23 protein-coding genes and 1 pseudogene are annotated in these 22,348 nt (G+C 60.7%); 12 read left to right on the top strand and 12 right to left on the bottom strand.

Annotation, left to right across the window (positions count from 1 at the left end; genetic code table 11):
• Positions 1 to 109: 109 nt before the first annotated feature.
• The 4 genes from DBO86_RS26015 to DBO86_RS10535 form a co-directional block, all read right to left on the bottom strand.
• On the bottom strand, positions 110 to 397 hold the full coding sequence (locus DBO86_RS26015) for a hypothetical protein (RefSeq protein ID WP_167399115.1): 288 nt from the start codon (positions 395 to 397) through the stop codon (positions 110 to 112).
• A 291-nt stretch (positions 398 to 688) separates the two neighbouring features.
• Positions 689 to 1,474: a hypothetical protein gene (locus DBO86_RS26600; RefSeq protein ID WP_108233629.1), complete on the bottom strand. Its 786-nt coding sequence runs from the start codon at positions 1,472 to 1,474 to the stop codon at positions 689 to 691.
• Between the two features lie 15 nt (positions 1,475 to 1,489).
• Positions 1,490 to 1,831, bottom strand: a complete 342-nt coding sequence (locus tag DBO86_RS25835) for a hypothetical protein (RefSeq protein ID WP_146173195.1) — start codon at positions 1,829 to 1,831, stop codon at positions 1,490 to 1,492.
• Positions 1,832 to 1,840: 9 nt separating this feature from the next.
• On the bottom strand, positions 1,841 to 2,503 hold the full coding sequence (locus DBO86_RS10535; RefSeq protein WP_108233628.1) for a hypothetical protein: 663 nt from the start codon (positions 2,501 to 2,503) through the stop codon (positions 1,841 to 1,843).
• A 343-nt stretch (positions 2,504 to 2,846) separates the two neighbouring features.
• Here DBO86_RS10535 and DBO86_RS10530 point away from each other — a divergent pair, with 343 nt between their 5' ends.
• The 5 genes from DBO86_RS10530 (at position 2,847) to DBO86_RS10510 (ending at position 8,123) form a co-directional block, all read left to right on the top strand.
• Positions 2,847 to 4,067 carry an SEL1-like repeat protein gene (locus DBO86_RS10530; RefSeq protein WP_108233627.1) on the top strand — a complete coding sequence of 407 codons (1,221 nt, stop codon included), beginning with the start codon at positions 2,847 to 2,849 and terminating at the stop codon, positions 4,065 to 4,067.
• A complete protein-coding gene (locus DBO86_RS10525) occupies positions 4,064 to 4,858 on the top strand; it encodes an NYN domain-containing protein (protein WP_108233626.1) in 795 nt (264 codons plus the stop codon). The genes DBO86_RS10530 and DBO86_RS10525 overlap by 4 nt, the downstream gene beginning before the upstream one ends.
• A 311-nt stretch (positions 4,859 to 5,169) precedes the next feature.
• Positions 5,170 to 5,409 carry a type II toxin-antitoxin system RelB/DinJ family antitoxin gene (locus tag DBO86_RS10520; protein WP_003284884.1) on the top strand — a complete coding sequence of 80 codons (240 nt, stop codon included), beginning with the start codon at positions 5,170 to 5,172 and terminating at the stop codon, positions 5,407 to 5,409.
• Positions 5,399 to 5,686, top strand: a complete 288-nt coding sequence (locus tag DBO86_RS10515) for a type II toxin-antitoxin system RelE family toxin (protein ID WP_003284885.1) — start codon at positions 5,399 to 5,401, stop codon at positions 5,684 to 5,686. The genes DBO86_RS10520 and DBO86_RS10515 overlap by 11 nt, the downstream gene beginning before the upstream one ends.
• A gap of 49 nt (positions 5,687 to 5,735) precedes the next feature.
• Positions 5,736 to 8,123: a TOTE conflict system archaeo-eukaryotic primase domain-containing protein gene (locus DBO86_RS10510; RefSeq protein WP_108233625.1), complete on the top strand. Its 2,388-nt coding sequence runs from the start codon at positions 5,736 to 5,738 to the stop codon at positions 8,121 to 8,123.
• A gap of 499 nt (positions 8,124 to 8,622) precedes the next feature.
• Here the strand turns inward: DBO86_RS10510 and DBO86_RS10505 are convergent, their stop codons facing one another.
• The 4 genes from DBO86_RS10505 to glyQ form a co-directional block, all read right to left on the bottom strand.
• The gene (locus DBO86_RS10505; protein ID WP_108233624.1) at positions 8,623 to 9,390 is read right to left on the bottom strand and encodes a lysophospholipid acyltransferase family protein; all 768 of its coding nucleotides are present in this window, start codon (positions 9,388 to 9,390) and stop codon (positions 8,623 to 8,625) included.
• Between the two features lie 13 nt (positions 9,391 to 9,403).
• Positions 9,404 to 9,934: a D-glycero-beta-D-manno-heptose 1,7-bisphosphate 7-phosphatase gene (gene gmhB, locus DBO86_RS10500; RefSeq protein ID WP_108233623.1), complete on the bottom strand. Its 531-nt coding sequence runs from the start codon at positions 9,932 to 9,934 to the stop codon at positions 9,404 to 9,406.
• Positions 9,935 to 10,003: 69 nt separating this feature from the next.
• Positions 10,004 to 12,058 carry a glycine--tRNA ligase subunit beta gene (gene glyS, locus DBO86_RS10495; RefSeq protein ID WP_108233622.1) on the bottom strand — a complete coding sequence of 685 codons (2,055 nt, stop codon included), beginning with the start codon at positions 12,056 to 12,058 and terminating at the stop codon, positions 10,004 to 10,006.
• Positions 12,055 to 13,047: a glycine--tRNA ligase subunit alpha gene (gene glyQ, locus DBO86_RS10490; RefSeq protein WP_108233644.1), complete on the bottom strand. Its 993-nt coding sequence runs from the start codon at positions 13,045 to 13,047 to the stop codon at positions 12,055 to 12,057. Before glyQ ends, glyS begins: the two co-directional genes overlap by 4 nt.
• Before the next feature lie 170 nt (positions 13,048 to 13,217).
• Between glyQ and DBO86_RS10485 the strand changes: the two genes are divergently transcribed.
• From DBO86_RS10485 to DBO86_RS10460, 7 genes and pseudogenes are all read left to right on the top strand, one after another.
• The gene (locus DBO86_RS10485) at positions 13,218 to 13,772 is read left to right on the top strand and encodes a DNA-3-methyladenine glycosylase I (RefSeq protein ID WP_108233621.1); all 555 of its coding nucleotides are present in this window, start codon (positions 13,218 to 13,220) and stop codon (positions 13,770 to 13,772) included.
• A complete protein-coding gene (locus DBO86_RS10480) occupies positions 13,769 to 14,377 on the top strand; it encodes a pyridoxamine 5'-phosphate oxidase family protein (protein WP_108233620.1) in 609 nt (202 codons plus the stop codon). The genes DBO86_RS10485 and DBO86_RS10480 overlap by 4 nt, the downstream gene beginning before the upstream one ends.
• Positions 14,378 to 14,431: 54 nt before the next feature.
• Positions 14,432 to 15,319: a lysophospholipid acyltransferase gene (locus DBO86_RS10475; protein WP_108233619.1), complete on the top strand. Its 888-nt coding sequence runs from the start codon at positions 14,432 to 14,434 to the stop codon at positions 15,317 to 15,319.
• A gap of 127 nt (positions 15,320 to 15,446) precedes the next feature.
• A complete protein-coding gene (locus DBO86_RS10470; protein WP_003458486.1) occupies positions 15,447 to 15,713 on the top strand; it encodes a PilZ domain-containing protein in 267 nt (88 codons plus the stop codon).
• 92 nt (positions 15,714 to 15,805) lie between these two features.
• Positions 15,806 to 16,923 (top strand): annotated as a pseudogene (locus tag DBO86_RS26230) (phosphatidylglycerol lysyltransferase domain-containing protein); the annotation flags it as partial.
• Positions 16,897 to 17,064 (top strand): C40 family peptidase, encoded by a 168-nt coding sequence (locus tag DBO86_RS26225; protein WP_244185536.1) that lies wholly within the window; start codon positions 16,897 to 16,899, stop codon positions 17,062 to 17,064. The pseudogene DBO86_RS26230 and the gene DBO86_RS26225, both read left to right, overlap by 27 nt.
• A 170-nt stretch (positions 17,065 to 17,234) precedes the next feature.
• Complete coding sequence (locus DBO86_RS10460) at positions 17,235 to 17,885, top strand: 7-cyano-7-deazaguanine/7-aminomethyl-7-deazaguanine transporter (protein ID WP_039964106.1); 651 nt, start codon at positions 17,235 to 17,237, stop codon at positions 17,883 to 17,885.
• A 68-nt stretch (positions 17,886 to 17,953) separates the two neighbouring features.
• Here DBO86_RS10460 and trkA read toward each other — a convergent pair whose 3' ends face one another.
• The 4 genes from trkA to def all read right to left on the bottom strand — a co-directional run bounded on the left by trkA (position 17,954) and on the right by def (position 22,297).
• Entirely contained in the window at positions 17,954 to 19,327 is a 1,374-nt protein-coding gene (trkA, locus tag DBO86_RS10455) for a Trk system potassium transporter TrkA (RefSeq protein WP_017676312.1), read from the bottom strand.
• 161 nt (positions 19,328 to 19,488) lie between these two features.
• Positions 19,489 to 20,796, bottom strand: coding sequence for a 16S rRNA (cytosine(967)-C(5))-methyltransferase RsmB (gene rsmB / locus DBO86_RS10450; protein ID WP_108233618.1), 1,308 nt, complete (start codon positions 20,794 to 20,796; stop codon positions 19,489 to 19,491).
• Entirely contained in the window at positions 20,793 to 21,737 is a 945-nt protein-coding gene (fmt, locus tag DBO86_RS10445) for a methionyl-tRNA formyltransferase (protein WP_108233617.1), read from the bottom strand. Before fmt ends, rsmB begins: the two co-directional genes overlap by 4 nt.
• A gap of 53 nt (positions 21,738 to 21,790) precedes the next feature.
• Positions 21,791 to 22,297, bottom strand: coding sequence for a peptide deformylase (gene def, locus DBO86_RS10440; protein WP_004422862.1), 507 nt, complete (start codon positions 22,295 to 22,297; stop codon positions 21,791 to 21,793).
• Between the last annotated feature and the right edge of the window lie 51 nt (positions 22,298 to 22,348).

Genomic DNA, 22,348 nt, shown 5'->3' with positions numbered 1-22,348 from the left:
GGCTGGGCGCACTCTTGAATGATCTGAGCCTTGAAGGATTTGGAGTAGGAACGGCGTTGTGGCTGCATGAAAGACCCGCTTAAAAGGCTAGAAATGGTGTCCACTTAAATCAGGTGGACACCATCGCCTTTGGCGTCGGGGCCAGGAAGGTGTGTTGGCCGGACGGATACGGTGCTACTGGCCCGAAGTCCTGGATAACCCTGACCACGTGTGGATTGCCCTTGGCTGACTGCTCGGAAAGAAAGCAGTGGCCTCTTCCGTCAGTGGTTAGCCGATAGAGCTGGCCGTCACGCCGAAAAAGCATTGCTGAGGAGCCATGGGTAAAGTATTCGGCTGATCGGAGCGGCTCTTGTGCCATCACATGATCAAAATACGGCCCGCTGAAGAGGTTGCTCATAGTGCTGTGCCTGGATCTAAAAATGGGTTTTCTCTCGTCAGAGTCCGACCAGCCGAGCTATTCGGTCTTCTGTTTCGAGTATCACGTTCTTAAGGAGAGCTTCTCGATCCCTGAGCCTTTGCAGCCGGCAATGCTGAGGGCGCTCACAGATGCTGCTATCAGTCGAGCAGCTACTGCAAAACAGGTTCAGAGCGTCCTGAGTTTGTTCCTCGGCCATCGTGAGCAGTTTTCGGAAGCCCCAGAGATTGATCGACAACAGTGTCCACATTGGCAAATTTAAGAGTGTTCGCATCAGCGCCACCCTTGAGCTGCAATGCTGGATACTTTGGCGCACAGCTGAGTTCGTGCAGCGTCCAGTACCTGCGCATTGGTTTTTGCAGATAGGTGTTCACGAGCTTTGTTGCCCAGAAAGTAACTGATGCGTTCGGCGTTAGCGCCTGACGGATGGGGAAGACCTGCGAGAACCTGCTCAGGCTTGAGCAGGCCTTGGCGTTGTAGATGCTCAAGGGCTTCGGCCACTTTGGGCCCAAGGGGCACGTAGAGGCAGTTTTTGCCCAGTGCTTTTACCTCTTCGGCAAGATGCGTCTCGACCTGCTCTCGCATGGATTTCTGCTTGAGCATTGATGGACTGCCGCTGTAGTTCGCGCCATTGACGAAAACTGGATAGCGCAGTGCGGAGGTGTAATGCACCAGGTGTGTGTGGGTATCGAATAGCCGGGCACAGCTATCGATCCCGAGCAGTTTCGCAATGCCAATGTGATCGAGCATGGCAATCAGGTTGTTGCGCATTGGCCCAGAAAAGCTTGCGGTTTCCTTGGATTTCCTTCTGGCCTCTTCAATGGATGCCCCTGCTTTTAGCTGTCTGCGTGCCTCGCTCAGTGCGTTCACCGCTTGCTGATGACCTGGCGTGATGCCGCAGATAGTGATCCGGGCTTTAGTGTTGATGTAGTCGAAGGGGGCGTAGAAGGTCTGAACACTGCCCTCCGATGACAGCAACAACTCCTTGGGCAAATCGGCGCCGCTCAGGTTGATAGTTGAGTTGAGGAGGATCGGGCTGAATTGTTCAAAGTGGCTCATGATTCATTCCTTGAGTTAACGCGTACGGTGGTGAATGCGACGGGCAGCTGAGTTAGTGGGTGTGCCGCGTCGAACTCGCTTGTGTGCTTTTTGCGGCCTCAGCCTTTCGTCCCGATAACCCACGGTGATGACCTTGCTCTCTGTCAGCACCGCGTAGATGTCTCTACTGCGTAAGGCCAGTTCCTGGTTTGTGGGGTCTACATCTCCCAGTAACTGTGAGAAACCTGCTCGGTCGAAAAAGCACAGGCAGACGCCTCGGTTATGGCTTTCCTCTCCGTAGGACAGCAGCCATTCCAGTTGCTTTTCGCTGATACGACGCTCCTGGCAACGCAGTTCGGCGTGTCGGGTCATGAACATGAGTGCACCTCAAACCAGAACAGTAGGTTTGAAGTGGCGGCGCCCTTTCAGCCAGCGCAGCGCCTCATGGAATTCGACTACGGTTCGAGTGCCTTCCTTGCAGGTTTGAAGGCGATCTGGTGCCTTGGGTTGGGTGGCGTTGCGCACAGATTTTTCTTCCATGCGGGCCAAAACACCGATCTCTTTGAGGTTTAACTTATGTGACGTTGCAGGTCTCAAAGGGCTTGGAAGCACGTCTTCATCTAGATTGGGTATCGTGGCCAGGTCGAGACGCGCCCTGAGCATGGCGTGAAACATAAGCTGCTCAAGTTGATCAGGAACCCCAACGTCTTCACTGTCGACCTCTGGACTGAAGAACTCAATGCCGTATCGTGCGGCCCGGATCAGGCTTGCTAACGCCTTCCAGTCATGGCTTATCGATTCAGCCTCAACATCTGAAGTGGCAGGTCGCAGGACTCCGTTGATTGCGTAGTCGTAACATGCTTGGGCCGTAGCGACGATTGTGGGTTCGCCTTGCAGTATGGCGTCCAGTTCTGCTGCGCTGTGCATAGAGTGAAACTGATAAATAGTGGCTTCCAGATGCCCCCAATAAGTCATTCGAGCCTCATGGGTGATGGCTTCTCGTGTGAGGATCTTGTCGGGCTTGATGAAGCACTCGAATAGCTCTTGCATGTCTAATGTTCTACTCTGTTTGGAATGTTGAAATCTTAGGATGGCAAGATTCCATCGTCAATAGAATATTCCATCTATTTTGGAATTTTATTCGCTCGGTTTCAGACTGTCAGTAGTACTGCTTGTGGCTGATCGCCTACGTTGGCTGGTTTCGTGCTCGACTTTGCGACAGCTTGCTAGCTAGAATCTGTGCAGGCGCCCGCCCAACTTGCACACGAGTTAAAAAAGGCTTCGTATTCCCTCGATTCATATCTCTCTAGCTGAGAAACCCTCCCAAGCCTGGATGTCCGGGGCTTAAACGTGTGCCTTTCGCTCCGTACGTCAGGCGATGAGGATTGGTTTCATGGCTATCAAAGAACTCGTCTACGCCACCAAGCAACAGCTCGACTCTGTTACTCAGCAGTCATTTCGCCACTCGCATATCTATGAGCTATTTGCCGCGAGCTTCGGGTTCAATACCCGTGCCTCGTTGGATGCGACGCACCTCATGGCTGTAATGCAGCGCCCACAAGAGCCTGTAGCCTCCTGTTTGGCGACACTTCACCGTCGATTAGTTGAGTTGGGTTATCAGTCGGTTGCTGACACGGCTGGAGAGGCTCTGCTCAGCATGATTGCTGGTCAGCGCCTGGGGGTTATCTCTGTTGAGTCCGTCATAGATGCTCTGGAACAGGATCGTTGGGCATATCCAGAAGAGTGGTTTGAGGTTGATGAGGACGAGGATCAAGCCTCGGAGGCTGAGCCAGCAGGCAATCCGACACCGTCACTCGACCATGCAAAACTCGCATTGTTGATTGACGGGCTGAACGGTACGGCTTCGAGAGGCAGTGCGGTAGCTCACTACGCTTTGGCACTTATATATAGAGGCGCTGACCTCAGCGAAGAGAGAGGCTCCTCTTATTGGTACTCGCTCATGGAGCAGGGACGTGATCTTGATGGGGTGCAGCTCGAATGGGCAACTGCCTACAAGACTCAGCTGCTTAATGCGGAGCGAGAAGCACTTCATCTGAATGAGGCTGCCCGTCTTGGGTGGGCAGATGCCAGGTTGGATCTTGCTCTTGATAAGGCACAGCTTGCAGTTGATCGGGATGACCATGAGCAAGCTGAGCACTGGTTCAAGGAGGCCGCAGGTTTAGGCGATGTTGAGGCGATGCGCTCTTTAGCCTGGTTGGCTCAGGGAGTCGATGATCATGACTCTGCAAGACATTGGAATCATCAGGCTGCTTTGCATGGTGATGTCGATGCGATGCGCGATCTGATCGATGAAGATGACCGGGGCAATCTATTCCAGAACTGGGTCTGGGTTTACCTTGCCGAGCACCTGGGTACTGATCTGCGCAAGAGTACGCTGCGGGCATACCATGATGGTGGCATGTACGCAGACCAGGAGTACGACGATGATCAAGGTGGCCCGCTCTATGTCGCTGGCGATGAGGGCGTAAGGCTGGCGCCATTAAGTGCTGCTGACGAGGCAAAGGCCAAGAAGCAGGCGGCAGAATTGTTCAGCAATATTGGATCTGAAGGCGCCTTGGACAGGATGTCTACTGCTAGGGGGCGTTTCGTATGAGTGGCCAGCAACAGAGCTTGAACGTTGCCATGTTCATTGATGCTGGCAATGCTCCAAGCCGCAAGATAGGGGACGTGCTCGCTGAACTCGCTTCCTATGGCTCGGTTTCTATTCGTCGGGCCTATGGCAACTGGAAAAACCCATGCCTGGATCCGTGGGGCAAAGTGCTGCATGAGCATGCAATACAGCCTATTCAGCAGTTCGATCTGGTTAAAGGTAAGAACGCGACAGACATGGCCATGGCTGTTGATGCCATGGATGTACTGTTCAATAAGCCAGTCGATGTCTTCTGCTTGGTTTCGTCCGACTGTGATTTCACCCCACTAGTCATGCGGCTGCGAGCCGAAGGCAAGCAGGTCGTGGGTTTTGGTGAACGCAAAACGCCAGAGCCTTTCGTTAATGCTTGCTCTCGATTTCTGTATGTTGATCAACCAGAGCTGACGGATGATCAGGTCGGTGCTCTGATCACTCATCTGGAGAAAAGCTTGGCAGTTGAAGACTCAGGGCTCGTGCCTGCGCCGGAGAGGAAAACCGGTAAAGAGCTCAAGTGTGATACCAAGCTAATGAACCTGCTGCGTAACGCAGTCGCATATGCGGAGAGTGAAGATGGTTGGGCTTCTCTAGCGACAGTGGGTAGTCGGATCGGCAATCAGGCATCGTTCGATGCCCGGAACTACGGTTATCCACGGCTGGTAGACCTTTTTGCGGCCATCGATCTTTTCGAGATGAAGCGAGTCAACCATCACCCTCAGATTCGGTACAAGAGACGATCTGCTACTTCAGTGGCGTGACCTTTCGCGGAGGCCGCACTAACGAAGTCGAAGTAACTGAACAGGGTCAACAGGCTCATCAGCGGGGCTGTTGACCCCTCGCACAGGTGGAATCTATCTGCCTCGTTGCCCCCCTGCTCCCTGTGTGCCCAGGGTCAAATTCAGTCGGCAGAGTGGTCGAGATTTTCTTAACAGGATTGTTAATAAATTTCTGAGCAGCTCGGTAGCAGGTATGAACCTCATGCCCGTCAATGAATCGTGATCGAGCGGTTGCCAAAAAAACGCAAGAGTGTCATCGTAATGACGAATGTCTTTACGTGGAGGCCGCTCTCATGGCTTCGATCAATATCCGTATCGACGACGAGCTTAAAGCCCGTGCTTACCAGGAGCTGGAAAAGCTTGGCGTCACCCCCTCTGAACTGATGCGCCAAGCCCTGCAATATGTGGCCGAGCGCGGACAGCTGCCATTTCGCCCGGTGCTGATGACCGAGGAAGATGAAGCGTTAATCGCCACGGTTCGTGAGCGCCTGGCCGCTCCCCAGCGCGTGAAGGTTGCGCTGGATGACCTATAGCCTTGAGTTTGATGCACGGGCACTGAAGGAATGGCAAAAGCTGGGTGATACCGTTCGCCAGCAGCTTAAGAAAAAGCTCGCTGAGGTGCTGCTGAATCCGCGAATTGAAGCCAACCGGCTCCATTCGTTGCCGGATTGCTACAAGATCAAGCTGCGTAGCAGTGGTTATCGCCTGGTGTATCAGGTGATCGACCATGAGGTGGTGGTGTTTGTGGTCGCGGTTGATCGCCGTGAGCGCGAGCAGGCGTACCGCAAGGCAGCCGAGCGCCTTAAATAGCTGGCTGGGTCAGCTGTTCCCCTCTGACTGAAAAGGTGGTCTAGGCACGATGGATGGTGGTGATCTGCTTGAGCATTTACGGGCCGAAAATGCTCGCCTGATCGCTCTGCTGGAAAGTCATGGCATCGAGTGGCGCTTGCCTGACGAGCCGCCGCTAGTCGAACCGACTAGCCCGCCTCCACTGATAAGTTCGAGTCTCGACACGGATGCCAAGTTGGCGTTGTTCAGGGGACTGTTTCGGGGCCGTGCCGATGTGTTTCCCGTGCGCTGGGAAAGCAAGGTCGGTAAATCGGGCTACTCACCGGCGTGCGCCAATGAATGGCGACCCGGTGTGTGTGAGAAGCCACGGATCAAGTGCGGAGCTTGCTCGTTCCGCCAACTCCTGCCGCTGACCGATCAGGTGCTCTATAAGCATTTGGCCGGCGAGATTGTTATCGGCGTTTACCCACTGCTTCCAGATGACACCTGCTACTTCCTGGCAGTGGATTTTGACGAGGCCGATTGGCGCGAGGATGTCACGGCGTTCGCTCAGTCTTGCCGTGAGTTGGGTGTGCCGGTGGCACTGGAGATTTCTCGCTCCGGTAACGGGGCGCATGCCTGGATTTTCTTTGAGCGTAATGTCCCCGCCTCTGAGGCGCGCCTGCTAGGCTCCGCGATCATCAGCCATACTTGCGAGCGTACCCGGCAACTGACGCTGGGCTCGTATGACCGACTGTTTCCAAATCAGGACAGCATGCCCAAAGGCGGCTTTGGCAACTTGATTGCCCTGCCCTTGCAGAAGCGGGCTCGCGCTCGGGGCGGTAGTGTTTTTGTCGATGAGACGCTGGAGCCCTATCCCGACCAGTGGGCATTTTTGGCCAGTATCCAACCCATGCAGGTGAGGGATATTGCACCGGCCACTCTGCGTGCTAGCGGCGGTCGCCATCCGCTGGATGTTGCAGACCTAACGGATGATGACGACGCGAAGCCCTGGCAGCGCACGCCGGAAAAGACTCAGAAACTGACCTGCCCGTTACCCGCGTCAGTGAGAGTGACCCTGGCTAACCAGATCTATTTCAGCAAGTCTGAACTGCCCCAATCTTTGATCAACAAGCTTATTAGGCTGGCGGCATTTCAGAATCCCGAGTTCTACAAGGCTCAGGCCATGCGCCTTCCTGTGTGGAACAAGCCCCGGATCATCGGCTGTGCTGAAAACTATCCGCAGCACATTGCCCTGCCGCGCGGATGCCTGGATGACGTCCAGGCACTGTTGGATGAAAACAAGGTAGAGCTGGCGCTGCATGATGAGCGCTTCGCTGGGGAGCCCATCGATGTCCGTTTTGTGGGAAAACTGCGTTCGGATCAGGAGGCTGCACTGGCTGCTCTGCTGGTGCACGACACTGGCATCCTTTATGCCCCAACAGCTTTTGGGAAAACCGTCACGGCTGCCGCGCTGATTGCCCAGCGCGGTGTGAACACGCTGGTGCTGGTGCACCGGACGGAGTTGCTCCAGCAGTGGAAGGAGCGTTTGCAGGCGTTTCTGGGGGCAGACAAAACGAAGATCGGCACCATCGGCGGTGGTAAGGCCAAGCCGACAGGCATCATCGACATTGCCGTAATGCAGTCCTTGTCGCGGCAGGGCGAAGTGAGCGAGCAGGTGAAAAACTACGGGCAAATCATCGTGGATGAGTGCCATCACCTGTCAGCCTTTTCGTTCGAGGCTCTCCTCAAGGCTGCTGGGGCCAAATATGTTTTGGGTCTGACCGCTACGCCAGTACGTCGTGATGGTCAGCAGCCGATTATCTTCATGCAGTGCGGGCCCATTCGGCATACCGCGAGCAGGCCCGAGAGTGCTCCAGCCGATCTGGCTGTGACACCGCTGTGGCTGTCTCGACCGATAGTCGTGCCCGAAGGGACAGGCATCCAAGATGTCTTCTTGCAGGTGTGCAGCGACACAGAGCGAACAGCCAAGATTGTTGCTGAGGTTGGAGACGTTTTTGACCAAGGCCGGAAGATCCTGGTGCTGACTGAGCGAACGGATCACCTCAAGGCTATTGAGGAGCAGTTGGTCGGTCGGGTCGAGAACCTATTCACGCTGCATGGGCGGATGTCCAAGAAGCAACGCGCTGCGCTAATTGGCGAACTGGAAGCACTGCCAGCTGATGCCCCACGCGTGATCCTGGCAACCGGGAAATTGGTTGGAGAGGGTTTTGACCACCCGGCACTGGATACCTTGGTACTGGCCATGCCGGTTTCCTGGAAGGGCACTCTCCAGCAGTATGCGGGCCGCCTGCATCGGGAACATGCGAGTAAGGCGGATGTGCGCATCATCGACTTCATCGATTCCGGACATCCTGCATTGCTCCGTATGTGGAGTAAGCGCCAAGCGGGTTACAAGGCTATGGGCTATCGATTTGCGGATTCGTCCAGCTCAATGGAACTGCTGGCAAAGGGTTAATGAGTCCTCAGACAGCCACCAAGCTTTCCGTCCATCGGAGGTGGAAAGTGGCTGTTTCCTATGCGCTGGATTCGCCGTAATCTGGGCTCCATTGACAGGTTGCCAATGCAAGCCGTGGCTTGAGGCCTGCCTCCACCACGTCGGCTGTCTTACCGAAATGTAGTGCTGCACGCGGCTCGATTCAGGGGCTTGCGGAAAATGACACTAATTGCGGTCATTTCGACAGAAAATGCCATTTTATGTGGCTCAATCATGCCAATAATTGTGCCCATTTAACGCCTAAGTCATTGATTTATATAGGTTGAGAAATGACGCCTTTGTCGCCCTCGACAGGTGCAAGCCGCCAAAGCGCTGATGGCGGGTTGCACCCGCCCTACAGAGGCGACAACTTATACCCTGTTAGGCGATTTTCCTAGCGATGACAATTCGCCAGTAAAATCAGCTAGATACAAGCAATAGTGGCGATTTGATTGTGTTCCGTGCACAGCTTATCCACAGATCAGGCGGTTTCGCCCAGTCGGCTCAGCTGCGGCTCTTCGCCACGCAGTTCGGTCTGTTGCTGGCGTACCCAGTGAAAAGCACGTTCGTTGAGCTCGGCGATGGCACGCGGCCCTTCGCCTTCTGCGTACATCGGCTGGCCGATGATCACCTGGATAGTGCCCGGGCGCTTGCCCCAGCCGGCCTTGGGCCAGAACTCACCGGCGTTGTGGGCGATGGGCAGCACCGGCAGGCCGGCATTCACCGCCAGGGCAGTTCCACCACGGGAGAACTTGCCGATCTGGCCTGGCGGAATCCGCGTGCCTTCGGGGAACACCAGCACCCAGGCGCCCTGCTTGAGACGCTCGTCGCCCTGCTTGGCCAGTTGCTTGAGCGCGGCCTTGGGGTTGCTGCGGTCGATGGCGATGGGCTTGAGCAGCGCCATGCCCCAGCCGAAGAATGGTACGCGCAGCAGCTCGCGCTTGACCACCTGGCTGAGCGGCTCGAAATAGGCGGAGAGGAAGAAGGTCTCCCAGGTGCTCTGGTGGTTGGCGAGGATCACGCAGGGGCGCTCGGGAATGTTCTCCAAGCCGCGCACTTCATAGCGAATCCCGACGATCACCTTGGCCAGCCACACGGCGCAGTTGCACCAGGCCTGAACCACGAAGCGGTAGCGTTGGCGGAACGGCAGCAGTGGTGCGACCACCAGGCTGATCAGGCACCAGAAGAACGAGCTGGACGACAGCAGCAGGTAGAAAAGCGTGACTCTGAATGCCTGCACTAGCGCCATGAACCTTCACACCTTATGAGAGCAATTGATCGGCGACAGCCGCCAGATCATCGAATACCAGGGTTCCCGGCGGCAATGGTTTGGCCAGGGTTCGTTCGCCCTTGCCGGTTTTCACCAGCACAGGCTGACAATCGACGGCCAGCGCCGCCTGCAGGTCACCGCCGGTATCGCCGACGAACCAGATTCCTGCCAGATCCGTGGCGTAGTGCGCAGCAATCTGCCGGAGCATGCCTGGTTTCGGCTTGCGGCAGTCGCAGCCATCGTCCGGGCCGTGCGGGCAGTGGACGATCAGGCCGATTTCGCCGCCCTGCTTCGCAACCAGTTGGCGCAGGCGCGCGTGCATCGACTCCAGGGTCGCCAGGTCGTAATAGCCACGGGCGATGCCGGACTGGTTGGTAGCCACGGCCACTGTCCAACCCGCTTGCGACAGGCGCGCGATGGCGGCGATCGACGAAGGAATCGGTATCCACTCGTCGAGCGTCTTGATATAGGCGTCGGAGTCTTGGTTGATGACACCGTCGCGGTCGAGGATCAGCAGTTTCATGCAGCCACGCCAGAAGCAGAGGTGGAAACGAACGCTGGCCGCGAAAACCTTCGTGGCCAGCGCCTGGCGTCAGCCCAGTACCGAGATGTCCGCCACGCCGAGGAACAGCCCGCGCAGGCGGGCCAGCAGGGCGTAACGGTTGGCGCGCACGCGGGCGTCTTCGGCGTTGACCAGCACCGCCTCGAAGAACGCGTCCACCGGCTCGCGCAGACCAGCCAGCTTGGTCAGGGCCTCGTTGTACTGGCGGGCGGCGGCCAGCGGCTGTACGGCCTGGTCGGCCTGCTGGATGGCGGCGTGCAGGGCGAACTCGCTGGGGTTGTCGAAGTAGTGCGCTTCGACCTGGGCGGCGACGCCACCTTCGGCCTTGCTCAGCAGGTTCGACACACGCTTGTTGGCAGCGGCCAGGGCAGCGGCCTGCGGCAGCTTGCGGAAGGCCTGAACGGCCTGCACGCGCTGGTCGAAGTCCAGCGGCGAGGTCGGAGTGACCGCACGTACCGCCTGGTACACGGCCACTTCGACGCCTTCGTCTTCGTAGCGCGCACGCAGGCGGTCGAAGATGAACTCCAGCACCTGGGCGGCCAAGCCTTCGGTCTTGATCTTGCCGGCGTACTGGGCGACGGCGAAGTCGACTGCAGCGGCTAGATCCAGATCCAGGCCCTTCTCGATCAGGATACGCAGCACGCCGAGGGCGGCGCGGCGCAGGGCGTAGGGGTCTTTCGAGCCGGTCGGCAGCATGCCGATGCCGAAGATGCCGACCAGGGTGTCGAGCTTGTCGGCCACGGCCACGGCAGCACCGGTCAGGGTGCTCGGCAGTTCGGCACCAGCACCACGCGGCATGTACTGCTCGTTCAGGGCCAGGGCGACGTCCTGCGGCTCACCGTCGCTGAGCGCGTAGTAGTAGCCGGCGATGCCCTGCATTTCGGGGAATTCGCCAACCATCTCGGTGGCCAGGTCGCATTTCGACAGCAGGCCGGCACGGGCGGCGCGCTGGGCGTCGCCACCGACTTCGCGGGCGATAAAGCCGGCGAGCGTCGATACCCGTTGGGCTTTTTCAAATACCGAACCCAGTTGTGCTTGGAACACCACGTTGGCCAGGCGCTGGTTGAAGCCTTCGAGCTTCTGCTTCTTGTCCTGCTTGAAGAAGAACTCGGCGTCGGTCAGGCGCGGACGCACCACCTTCTCGTTACCCGAGACGATCTGCGCCGGGTCCTTGGACTCGACGTTGGCCACGGTGATGAAGCGCGGCAGCAGCTTGCCGTTGCCATCGAGCAGGCAGAAGTACTTCTGGTTGTCCTGCATGGTGCTGATCAGTGCTTCCTGCGGCACCTCGAGGAAGCGCTCCTCGAAGGAGCAAACCAGCGGCACCGGCCATTCGACCAGGGCGGTCACTTCATCCAGCAGCGCCGGCGGCACGATAGCGCTGCCCTGCTCGGCCGCAGCCAGTTCGTCGACGCGGCGGCTGATGAGCTCGCGGCGTTCGGCGAAGTCGGCCAGCACATAGGCGCTACGCAGGTCTTCGGCGTAGTTGGCCGGACTGCTGATGCGCACATCGCGGTTGGCGTGGAAGCGGTGGCCGCGGGAGACGCGACCGGCTTTTTGCGCAAGGATCTCGCAGTCGACCACGGCGTCACCGAACAGCATCACCAGCCACTGGGTCGGGCGCACGAATTCGTCACGGCGGGCGGCCCAACGCATACGCTTGGGAATCGGCAGGTCGTTCAGCGAGTCCTGCACGATGGTTGGCAGCAGGTTGACTGCTGGCTGACCAGGAATGTGCTGGGCGAAGCGCAGTTTCGCGCCGCTGCGGTCGATCTCGTTGATGTCCACACCGCACTTGCGGGCGAAGCCCAGGGCGGCCTGGGTCGGGTTACCATCGGCATCGAAGGCGGCCTGGATGGGAGGGCCGTCGAGGTTCATGCTGCGGTCGGCCTGCTGTTCTTCGAGCTGCTCGACCAACACCGCCAGGCGGCGCGGCGCGGCGTACACGCGGGTGCCGGCGTAGCCCAGGCCAGCGGCCTTGAGGCCTTTCTCGATACCGGCGAGGAAGGCCTCACCGAGGCTTTTCAGGGCTTTCGGTGGCAGCTCTTCGGTGCCCAGTTCGACCAGGAAATCTTGTGCACTCATGCTTGCGCCTCCAGGGTGTTGCCCAGTACTTCGTCTTGCAGGAGACCCGCATCCTTGAGCTTGGCCAGTACTTCGTCACGCAGTTCGGGGGTGGCCATGGGGAAGCCGAGCTTGGCGCGCGCCTGCAGGTAGCTCTGCGCCACGGCGCGGGCCAGGGTGCGCACGCGCAGGATGTACTGCTGACGTGCGGTCACCGAGATGGCACGGCGGGCGTCGAGCAGGTTGAAGGTGTGCGAGGCCTTGAGCACCATCTCGTAGGTCGGCAGCGGCAGCTCCAGCTCGATCAGGCGGTTGGCTTCGCTCTCGTAGAAATCGAACAGCTCGAACAGCTTCTCGACGTTGGCGTGCTCGAAGTTGTAGGTGGACTGCTCCACTTCGTTCTGGTGGAACACATCGCCATAGGTCACGGTGCCGAACGGGCCGTCGGTCCAGATCAGGTCGTAGACCGAGTCGACGCCCTGCAGGTACATGGCCAGGCGCTCCAGGCCGTAGGTGATCTCGCCGGTCACCGGGTAGCACTCGAGGCCACCGACTTGCTGGAAGTAGGTGAACTGGGTGACTTCCATGCCGTTGAGCCAGATTTCCCAGCCCAGACCCCAGGCACCGAGAGTCGGCGATTCCCAGTTGTCTTCGACGAAGCGGATGTCATGCACTTCCGGATCGAGGCCGATGGCCCTCAGCGAACCCAAATACAGCTCCTGGAAGTTCTCCGGGTTGGGCTTCAAGACCACCTGGAACTGGTAGTAGTGCTGCAGGCGGTTGGGGTTTTCGCCATAGCGGCCGTCGGTGGGGCGACGCGAAGGCTGCACGTAGGCGGCGTTCCAGGTCTCGGGGCCGACGGCGCGCAGGAAGGTGGCGGTGTGGAAGGTGCCGGCGCCCACTTCCATGTCGTAGGGTTGCAGCACCACGCAGCCCTGTTCGGCCCAGTAGTTCTGCAGGGCCAGGATCAGGTCCTGGAAGGTGCGCACGGCAGGCTTGTTCTGGCTCACGAAAAAATCACCTGTGGAGGCTTGCGAGGGAAAGCCGGTGAGTATATCGAAACTCGGCGCAGGCCGCAGGGTACGGCACATCGGCATCATCCGTGATGCATGTAGCTGTATTTATATCCAGCTGTTTTGTGATTATAGTCGCTGCTTCATCCTGACCGAGGCTTTCCGCCATGCCCCGTTGCTTCTGGTGTACCGACGATCCGCTGTACCAGGCCTACCACGACGAGGAATGGGGCGTGCCGCAGCGCGATGCCCGGCATCTGTTCGAGATGCTGTTGCTCGAGGGCGCGCAGGCCGGCCTGTCGTGGATCACCGTGCTGAAGAAGCGCGAGCGTTATCGCCAGGTACTGCATGGCTTCGATCCCGAGCGTCTGGCCCGCCTCACTGACGAAGAGATCGAGGTGCTGATGCAGGATCCCGGGATCATCCGCAATCGCCTCAAGCTCAAGGCCGTGCGGCAGAACGCCCAGGCCTGGCTGCAGCTGGAGGATCCGGTGACCTGGCTCTGGTCGTTCGTCGGCGGCGCACCGAAGATCAACCACTTCAGCGACCGCAGCCAGATGCTGGCAGTGACGCCTGAAGCCGAGGCGATGAGCAAGGCTTTGCGCAAGGCGGGCTTCAACTTCGTCGGGCCGACCATCTGTTATGCCTTCATGCAGGCCACGGGTATGGTGATGGACCACACCACCGACTGCGACCGCTATGCGCAACTGAAGGGCTCATGACCACCATCACCACGCTGGATGAATTGCAGGCACTGTACGGCGAAAGCCATGAGCGCTCACGGCGCAAGGAACTGCCGCGGCTGATCGAACCCTACCGCGCGCTGATCGAAGCCTCGCCCTTCGTGGTGCTGGCGAGCGTTGGCCCGGATGGCCTGGATTGCTCGCCGCGTGGTGATGCGCCGGGCTTCGTGCAGATTCTCGACGACCAGACCCTGCTGCTGCCGGATCGCCCCGGCAACAATCGCATCGACAGCCTGCGCAATATCGTGCTCAAGCCGCAGGTGGCGCTGCTGTTCCTGATTCCAGGCGTCGGCGAGAGCCTGCGAGTCAATGGCCGCGCAGAAATTTCCCTCGACCCCGAACTGCTGGAACTGGGCCGTGCCCAGGGCAAGCTGCCGCGCAGCGTGCTGCGCATTCAGGTGCAGAGTTGCTATTTCCAGTGTGCCAAGGCGGCGCTGCGTTCGGGGCTATGGGATGCCGCGCGCCAGGTCGAGCGCGGCAGCCTGCCCAGCGCCGGTGATATCTTCCGCTGCATCGATGAAACCTTCGACGTCGCGGCCTATGAGCGCGACCTGCAACAGCGGCAGCGCACCAGCCTGTACTGACTGCATGGGCTCACGCCGTTACACTTGGCGCTTTTCTGAGCGGTGGAGTCTGTCGTGGAAAAACTCAAGGGCGCTCTGGTGGTGGGTTTCCTGCGCCTGTTCGCACTGCTGCCCTGGCGTGCGGTGCAGGCCGTGGGCAATGCCATCGGTTGGCTGATGTGGAAACTGCCGAACAGCTCGCGCGATGTCGTGCGCATCAACCTGAGCAAGTGCTTCCCCGAACTAAGCGAGGCCGAGCGCGAGCACCTGGTCGGGCAGAGCCTCAAGGACATCGGCAAGACCCTGACCGAAAGTGCCTGCGCCTGGATCTGGCCGGCGCAGAAATCGCTCAAGCTGGTGCGCGAAGTGGAAGGCCTGGAGGTGCTGCAGCAGGCTCTGGCCTCCGGCAAGGGCGTGGTCGGCATCACCAGCCATCTGGGCAACTGGGAAGTGCTCAACCACTTCTACTGCAACCAGTGCAAGCCGATCATTTTCTACCGCCCGCCGAAGCTCAAGGCGGTCGACGAGCTGCTGCAGCAGCAGCGCGTGCAGATGGGCAACCGCGTCGCGCCGTCGACCAAGGAAGGCATCCTCAGTGTCATCAAGGAAGTACGCCGTGGCGGCGCCGTGGGCATTCCGGCCGACCCGGAGCCGAGCCGTTCATCGGGCGTGTTCGTGCCCTTCCTCGGTACCACCGCGCTGACCAGCAAGTTCGTGCCGGGCATGCTCACCGGTGGCAAGGCGGTCGGTGTGTTCCTGCATGCGCTGCGTCTGCCGGATGGCAGCGGCTACAAGGTCATCCTCGAGGCGGCACCCGAAGGCATGTACAGCGAGAACGTCGAAGAAGGCGTGGCGGCGATGAGCGAGGTGGTGTCGCGCTACGTGCGCAACTACCCGAGCCAGTACATGTGGAGCATGAAGCGCTTCAAGAAGCGGCCCGAGGGTGAGGCCAAGTGGTACTGACGTACTGCCACTGAGCATGATGATGAATGAAGGCGCCTCCATGGCGCCTTTTTTCTGTCGAGCGTTGGGAATTGCTTCGATTTTGCGTTATTAAAGGCTGCATCGTCCGCCTACCCCCGGAGCCTCCATGCCGAACCAGCGCCAGCAGGTGCGTACCCCGATGAAATGTCGGATCAAGATCAGCCACCCCAGCTTCGGCGAGTTGCTGGCGCAGACTCGTGATCTGTCCGATAGCGGTGTCTACGTGAAGCACCCGGACATGGCCAGCTTGTCGGTCGGCACCGAAGTGATCGGCCAGGTACAGGATCTGCCTTTCCCCGCCCCGGTATTGAAGATGGAAGTGATGCGCGTGGATCCGGAAGGGGCCGGCCTGAGGTTTCTCGGCGAGGCCTGAACGGCGCCAGCCAGTTCGGACATTCGCAACGAGCGTTTCGGCTCAATGGAACATTTTGTTACATCTACACTCTGATCTAGGCCTCACTCCGAGGTGGCGTCGGGGTGTTCGAGGCAGTGCTGCTGGCGGCCTTTTCCTCGCGCATCGACCCGGCCGGTCTGGTCGCGGCGATGCTGCTCTATCGCCTGTTCTATGTGGTGCTACCGCTGGTGGCGGCCGGGCTCCTGCTGCTGGCGCAAGGGCTGCGCCGGCGCCTGTCGGCGGCCTGGGCACTGACCCTGGTGCTGTCCTTGCTCAAGGATTTCGACTGGCCGGAGGCCCTGGCGGCCATCGCTGGCTTGCTGGCGCTGTTTCGCCGCGAGTTCTACCGGCGCAGCCGGTTGATGGACGTACCGGCCTCCGGCCTGGTACTGGCGGCCACGGCCGGGGTCATCGCTGCCTCGGTGTGGCTGCTGCTGTTTGCCTATCAGGATGTCGCCTACAGCCATCAGCTGTGGTGGCAGTTCGAGCTGGATGCCAATGCACGCGCGGCCTGCGTGCGGCGCTGGGCAACGGCCTGGTGCTCCTGGCCGTCGGCCTGACCTGGCTGTTGCGCGCCACACCACCGAGCATAAGACTGCCGGACGAGGAAGCACTGCTGCGCGCTCGCGCCATCGTCCTGGCCTCACGCCAGCCTGAGGGTGGCCTGGCGCTGAGTGGTGGCAAGGCGCTGCTGTTCCACCCCGATGGCGAACCCTTCCTGATCTACGCCCGACGTAGGCGCAGCCTGGTGGCGATGTTCGACCCTATCGGCCCGGCGGCGGCGCGTGCCGAGCTGATCTGGCAGTTCCGCGACCTCTGCGACCGCTACCATGCGCGGCCGGTGTTCTATCAGGGGCGCGCGGAGAATCTGTCCGGTTACATCGATATCGGCCTGACCGCGCTGAAACTCGGCGAGGAAGCACTGGTGGATCTAAAGACCTTCGACCTGGCCAGCAACGGCAAGGAGATGAAGGCGCTGCGCTATACCTGGAATCGCGGTCAACGCGATGGCCTGAGCCTGGAGTTCCATGCTCCCGGCCAGGTGCCGATGGCGGAGCTGCAGGCGATCTCCGATGCCTGGTTGCAGGGCAAGAACGTACGCGAGAAAGGCTTTTCCCTCGGCCGTTTCAGCCCTGAATACCTGGCGCACTTTCGCGTCGTGGTGGTGCGCTTCGAAGGTCGCTCGGTGGATCACGTGGCCATCTACATCGGTGAGGGCCGCTTCGTCCACGCGCCACGGCGCGGCACCAAGGTGCGCATCGACCGCCTCAACAATTCGTACTGGCAGCGGCATTTCCTGTTGGCCAAGCGGGTGGTCCCGGAGGCCTGATCAGGCAACCGTCACCACACGCTTGGCACGACCTTTTATCCGAGCGGCCTGGCCGCTCGTGGGAAAACCTATCCCGCGGGTCAACAACGCGCTAGAATTCGCGCAGCTCGCGGTCATGCCGGCTGCGGCAGTGGGTTCCCTCACCCCACTCCATGAAAAAGGACATCGACATGACCCTGATTCCTGCGTCGGTCAGTCGGCCCGTGCTGGCCGGCCTGATCGCCTTCCATATCCTCATCATCATCGCCAGCAACTACCTGGTGCAGCTGCCGATCACCCTGTTCGGCTGGCATACCACCTGGGGTGCGTTCAGCTTTCCGTTCATCTTCCTGGCCACTGACCTCACCGTGCGCCTGATCGGCAAGCATGCCGCGCGTGTGGTCATTGCACGGGTGATGGTGCCGGCGTTGGTGGCCTCTTACGTGGTCTCGGTGCTGTTCCACGAAGGTGCTTTTGGCGGCCTGATGGCGCTGGGCGACTTCAACCTGTTCGTCTTCCGTATCGCCCTGGCCAGCTTCCTCGCCTACGTGCTCGGGCAGCTGCTCGACATCCAGGTGTTCGATCGCCTGCGCCAGCTCAAGCACTGGTGGATCGCCCCGGCTGCTTCCAGCGTATTCGGTCAGGCCATGGACACCCTGGCGTTCTTCTCCATCGCCTTCTGGCAGAGCAGTGACCCGTTCATGGCGGCCAACTGGGTGGAGATCGCCGTGGTCGACTACGTGATCAAGCTGGCGGTCAGCCTGGCGCTGTTCGTACCGTTGTACGGCATGCTGCTCAGCGCCATCGTGAGGCGCTTGCCGCAGCGCACCGTATCGGCCTGAGAACATCCGTAGCCCAATGCAATCCGGGAATGTTCTGTGCCCTGCCCCGGATTGGGCTACGGTTTTATTCAGAAGAACGTCAGACCCGCCTGGAACAGACGCTCGACGTCGCGGATGTACTTCTTGTCGACCAGGAACAGGATCACGTGGTCACCGGACTCGATCACTGTGTCATCGTGGGCGATCAGTACCTGTTCGTCGCGGATGATGGCGCCGATGGTGGTGCTCGGTGGCAGGGCGATGTCTTCGATGGCACGGCCGATCACTTTGCTCGATTTGGCATCGCCATGGGCGATCACTTCCAGCGCCTCGGCGGCGCCACGGCGCAGGCTGTGCACGCTTTCGATATCGCCACGGCGCACGTGGGTCAGCAGGGTACCGATGGTGGCCAACTGCGGGCTGATGGCGATGTCGATCTCGCCGCCCTGCACCAGGTCGACATAGGCCGGGTTGTTGATGATGGTCATCACCTTGCGCGCACCCAGGCGCTTGGCCAGCAGCGAGGACATGATGTTGGCCTCGTCGTCGTTGGTCAGGGCGAGGAAGATGTCGGCATCGTTGATGTTCTCTTCCACCAGCAGGTCGCGATCCGAGGCACTGCCCTGCAGCACGATGGTGCTGTCGAGGTTCTCCGACAGGTAGCGGCAGCGCGCCGGGTTCATCTCGATGATCTTCACCTGGTAGCGGCTTTCGATGGCTTCGGCCAGGCGCTCGCCGATGTTGCCGCCACCGGCGATCACCACGCGCTTGTAGCTGTCCTCGAGACGGCGCATTTCGCTCATCACTGCACGGATGTGCGCCTTGGCGGCGATGAAGAACACTTCGTCATCGGCCTCGATCACGGTATCGCCCTTGGGCATGATCGGCCGGTTGCGGCGGAAGATCGCCGCGACGCGGGTGTCGACGTTGGGCATGTGCTGGCGCAGCTGGCGCAGTTGCTGGCCCACCAGCGGGCCGCCGTAGTAGGCCTTGACCGCCACCAGCTGCGCCTTGCCTTCGGCGAAGTCGATCACCTGCAGGGCGCCGGGGTATTCGATCAGGCGCTTGATGTAGTTGGTCACCACCTGCTCGGGGCTGATCAGCACATCGACCGGAATCGCTTCGTTGTCGAACAGCGCCTCGCGGGTCAGGTAGGCCGCCTCGCGTACGCGGGCGATCTTGGTCGGCGTGTGGAACAGGGTGTAGGCCACCTGACAGGCCATCATGTTGACTTCGTCGCTGTTGGTCACCGCCACCAGCATGTCGGCATCATCGGCGCCAGCCTGGCGCAGTACGGTGGGGAAGGAGCCCTTGCCCTGCACGGTGCGGATGTCCAGGCGGTCGCCGAGGTCGCGCAGGCGGTCGCCATCGGTGTCGACCACGGTGATGTCGTTGGCCTCACTGGCGAGGTGTTCGGCCAGGGTGCCGCCCACTTGGCCGGCGCCGAGAATGATGATTTTCACCGATACGCTCCGTTGGAAATATTGGCAACCGTCACTCCCGCGAAGGCGGGAGCCCAGGTGCTTCGGTTTTCTGGGTTCCCGCCTTCGCGGGACAGCGCTTGCGCTGAACGCACTTTAGTGTGGCCCGAATAGGGCGAGCGCAGCGAGTAATGACGACTATTTCAGAGTACCTGTGGCCTTTTGAACAGCTTGGCATAGTAGAAGCCGTCGTGGCCGTCCAGCTGTGGCAGCAACTGGCGACCGTGGGCTGGCTGCAGGCCGAACTCGCCAGCGATGGTGACTTCCTGCGCGTCGGCGGTGCGGGCGAGGAAGGCGGCGATGGTCTCGCTGTTTTCCGTCGGCAGCACCGAACAGGTGGCATACAGCAGGATGCCGCCAGGCGCCAGGGTCGGCCACAGCGCATCGAGCAACTCGCCTTGCAACTGGGCCAGGGCCGGGATGTCCTCGGGCTTGCGGGTCAGCTTGATATCCGGGTGACGGCGGATCACCCCGGTGGCCGAACAGGGCGCATCGAGCAGGATGCGCTGGAATGGCTGGCCGTCCCACCAGGCGCCGGTATCGCGGCCGTCGGCGGCGATCAGCGTGGCTTCCAGATGCAGGCGGTCGAGATTCTCGCGTACGCGCGCCAGGCGCTTGGCTTCCAGATCCACGGCGACCACTTCGCCCAGGCCCGGCTCGACTTCCAGCAGGTGGCAAGTCTTGCCGCCCGGCGCGGCGCAGGCGTCCAGCACACGTTGGCCAGGCGCCAGCTCGAGCAGGTCGGCGGCCAGTTGCGCGGCTTCGTCCTGGACGCTGACGCGGCCATCCTTGAAGCCGGGCAGGGTGGTCACGTCGCAGGGTTGCAGCAGGCGCACGCCGTCGCGACTGAAGGTGCAGGGTTCGGCAGCAAGGCCTGCACTGCGCAGCTCTTCGAGATAGGCGTCGCGGCTGCCGTGGCGGCGATTGACGCGCAGGATCAGCGGCGGATGCGCGTTATTGGCGGCGCAGATGGCCTGCCAGTGCTCCGGCCAATGCGCCTTGAGCGCTTTCTGCAGCCAGCGCGGGTGGGCGCTGTGCAGCACCGGATCGCGATCCAGTTCGGCGAAAATCGCTTCATGCTCGCGTTGAGCGCGGCGCAGCACGGCGTTGAGCAGGCCTTTGGCCCAAGGCTTTTTTAGCGCGCCGGCGCAGCCGACCGTCTCGCCGATGGCGGCATGCTCGGGGATGCGGCTGTGCAGCAACTGATAGAGGCCGATCAGCAGCAGCGCTTCCACGTCCTTGTCAGCTGCCTTGAAGGGTTTTTCCAGCAGCTTGTCGGCCAGCAGCTGCAGGCGTGGCTGCCAGCGCGCGGCGCCGAAGGCCAGATCCTGCGCCAGGGCGCGGTCGTGGTGTTCGACCTTGTCCAGCTGCGGCGGCAGGCTGCTGCCCAGCGAAGCCTTGCCGGACAATACGGCGGTGAGCGCGCGGGCTGCAGCCAGGCGAGGATTCATTGACCGAGCACCAGGCCGGGCGCGAACTGCTCGCGGCGGCTGTTATACAGATCACTGAAGGCCAGCGGCTTGCCGCCGGGCAGCTGCAGGCGAGTCAGGCGCAGCGCGCCTTCGCCGCAGGCCACGGTCAGGCCGCTCTTGTCGGCGGCGAGAATGGTGCCGGGGGCACCACTGCCCTCGCCCAGTTCGGCGGTATGCACCTTGAGTGCATCGCCGTTCAGCGTGGTGTGGCAGATCGGCCAGGGGTGGAAGGCGCGCACCAAGCGCTCCAATTCCACGGCCGGGCGGCTGAAGTCCAGAAACGCTTCTTCCTTGTTCAGCTTGTGTGCGTAGTTGGCCAGGGCATCGTCCTGCACTTCGCCCTTCAGCGTACCGGCCGCCAGGCCGGCGATGGCGGCAAGCACGGCAGGCGGACCGAGTTCGGCCAGGCGGTCGTGCAGGCTGCCGCCGGTATCGGCGGGACCGATCGGCGTGCTGACCTTGAGCAGCATCGGGCCGGTGTCCAGGCCCGCTTCCATTTGCATCACGGTGACGCCACTCTCGGCATCGCCGGCCTGCACCGCGCGCTGGATCGGCGCTGCGCCACGCCAGCGTGGCAGCAAGGAGGCGTGACTGTTGATGCAGCCCAGGCGCGGGGTGTCGAGCACCGCCTGCGGCAGGATCAGGCCGTAGGCGACTACTACCATCAGGTCCGGCTTGAGCGCCGCCAGCTCGGCCTGAGCCTCTTCATTGCGCAGGCTGGCCGGCTGATAGACCGGAATGCCGTGCTCGACGGCGAGCTGCTTGACCGGGCCCGGCATCAGCTTCTGGCCGCGGCCGGCCGGGCGATCCGGCTGGGTGTAGACGGCGACGATCTGGTGCGGGCTGACCAGCAGGGCCTTGAGGTGCTCGGCGGCGAATTCCGGGGTGCCGGCAAAGACGATACGCAATGAGTCAGACATGAGAGCTCGCTAAAAGAAAAAGGCTTGCCGTGGCAAGCCTTCTGAATCGGGCGTCAAGCGCGCTGACGATGCTGTTTTTCCAGCTTCTTCTTGATGCGGTCGCGCTTGAGGTTGGACAGGTAATCCACAAACAGCTTGCCGTTGAGGTGATCGCACTCGTGCTGGATGCACACGGCCAGCAGGCCTTCGGCAATCAGCTCATAGGGCTGGCCATCGCGGTCCAGTGCCTTGATCTTGACCTTCTGCGGGCGATCGACGTTTTCGTAGAAGCCGGGCACCGACAGGCAGCCTTCCTGGTACTGGTCCATCTCGTCGGTCAAAGGCTCGAACTCGGGGTTGATGAATACCCGCGGCTCGGACTTGTCCTCGGACAGGTCCATGACCACCACGCGCTTGTGCACGTTGACCTGCGTCGCCGCCAGGCCGATACCAGGAGCGTCATACATGGTCTCGAACATGTCGTCGACCAGTTGACGGATGGAGTCGTCCACGACGTCCACCGGTTTGGCGATGGTACGCAGGCGTGGATCAGGAAATTCGAGGATATTCAGGATCGCCATATGCGTTTGTGATGCACTTGTGGAATAAAGTCAAAATCCGCTGCTAAGATG

The sequence above is a fragment of the Ectopseudomonas oleovorans genome (assembly GCF_003052605.1).
Taxonomy (GTDB): domain Bacteria; phylum Pseudomonadota; class Gammaproteobacteria; order Pseudomonadales; family Pseudomonadaceae; genus Aquipseudomonas; species Aquipseudomonas oleovorans_A.
This window is presented reverse-complemented; position numbering and strand designations above follow the sequence as displayed.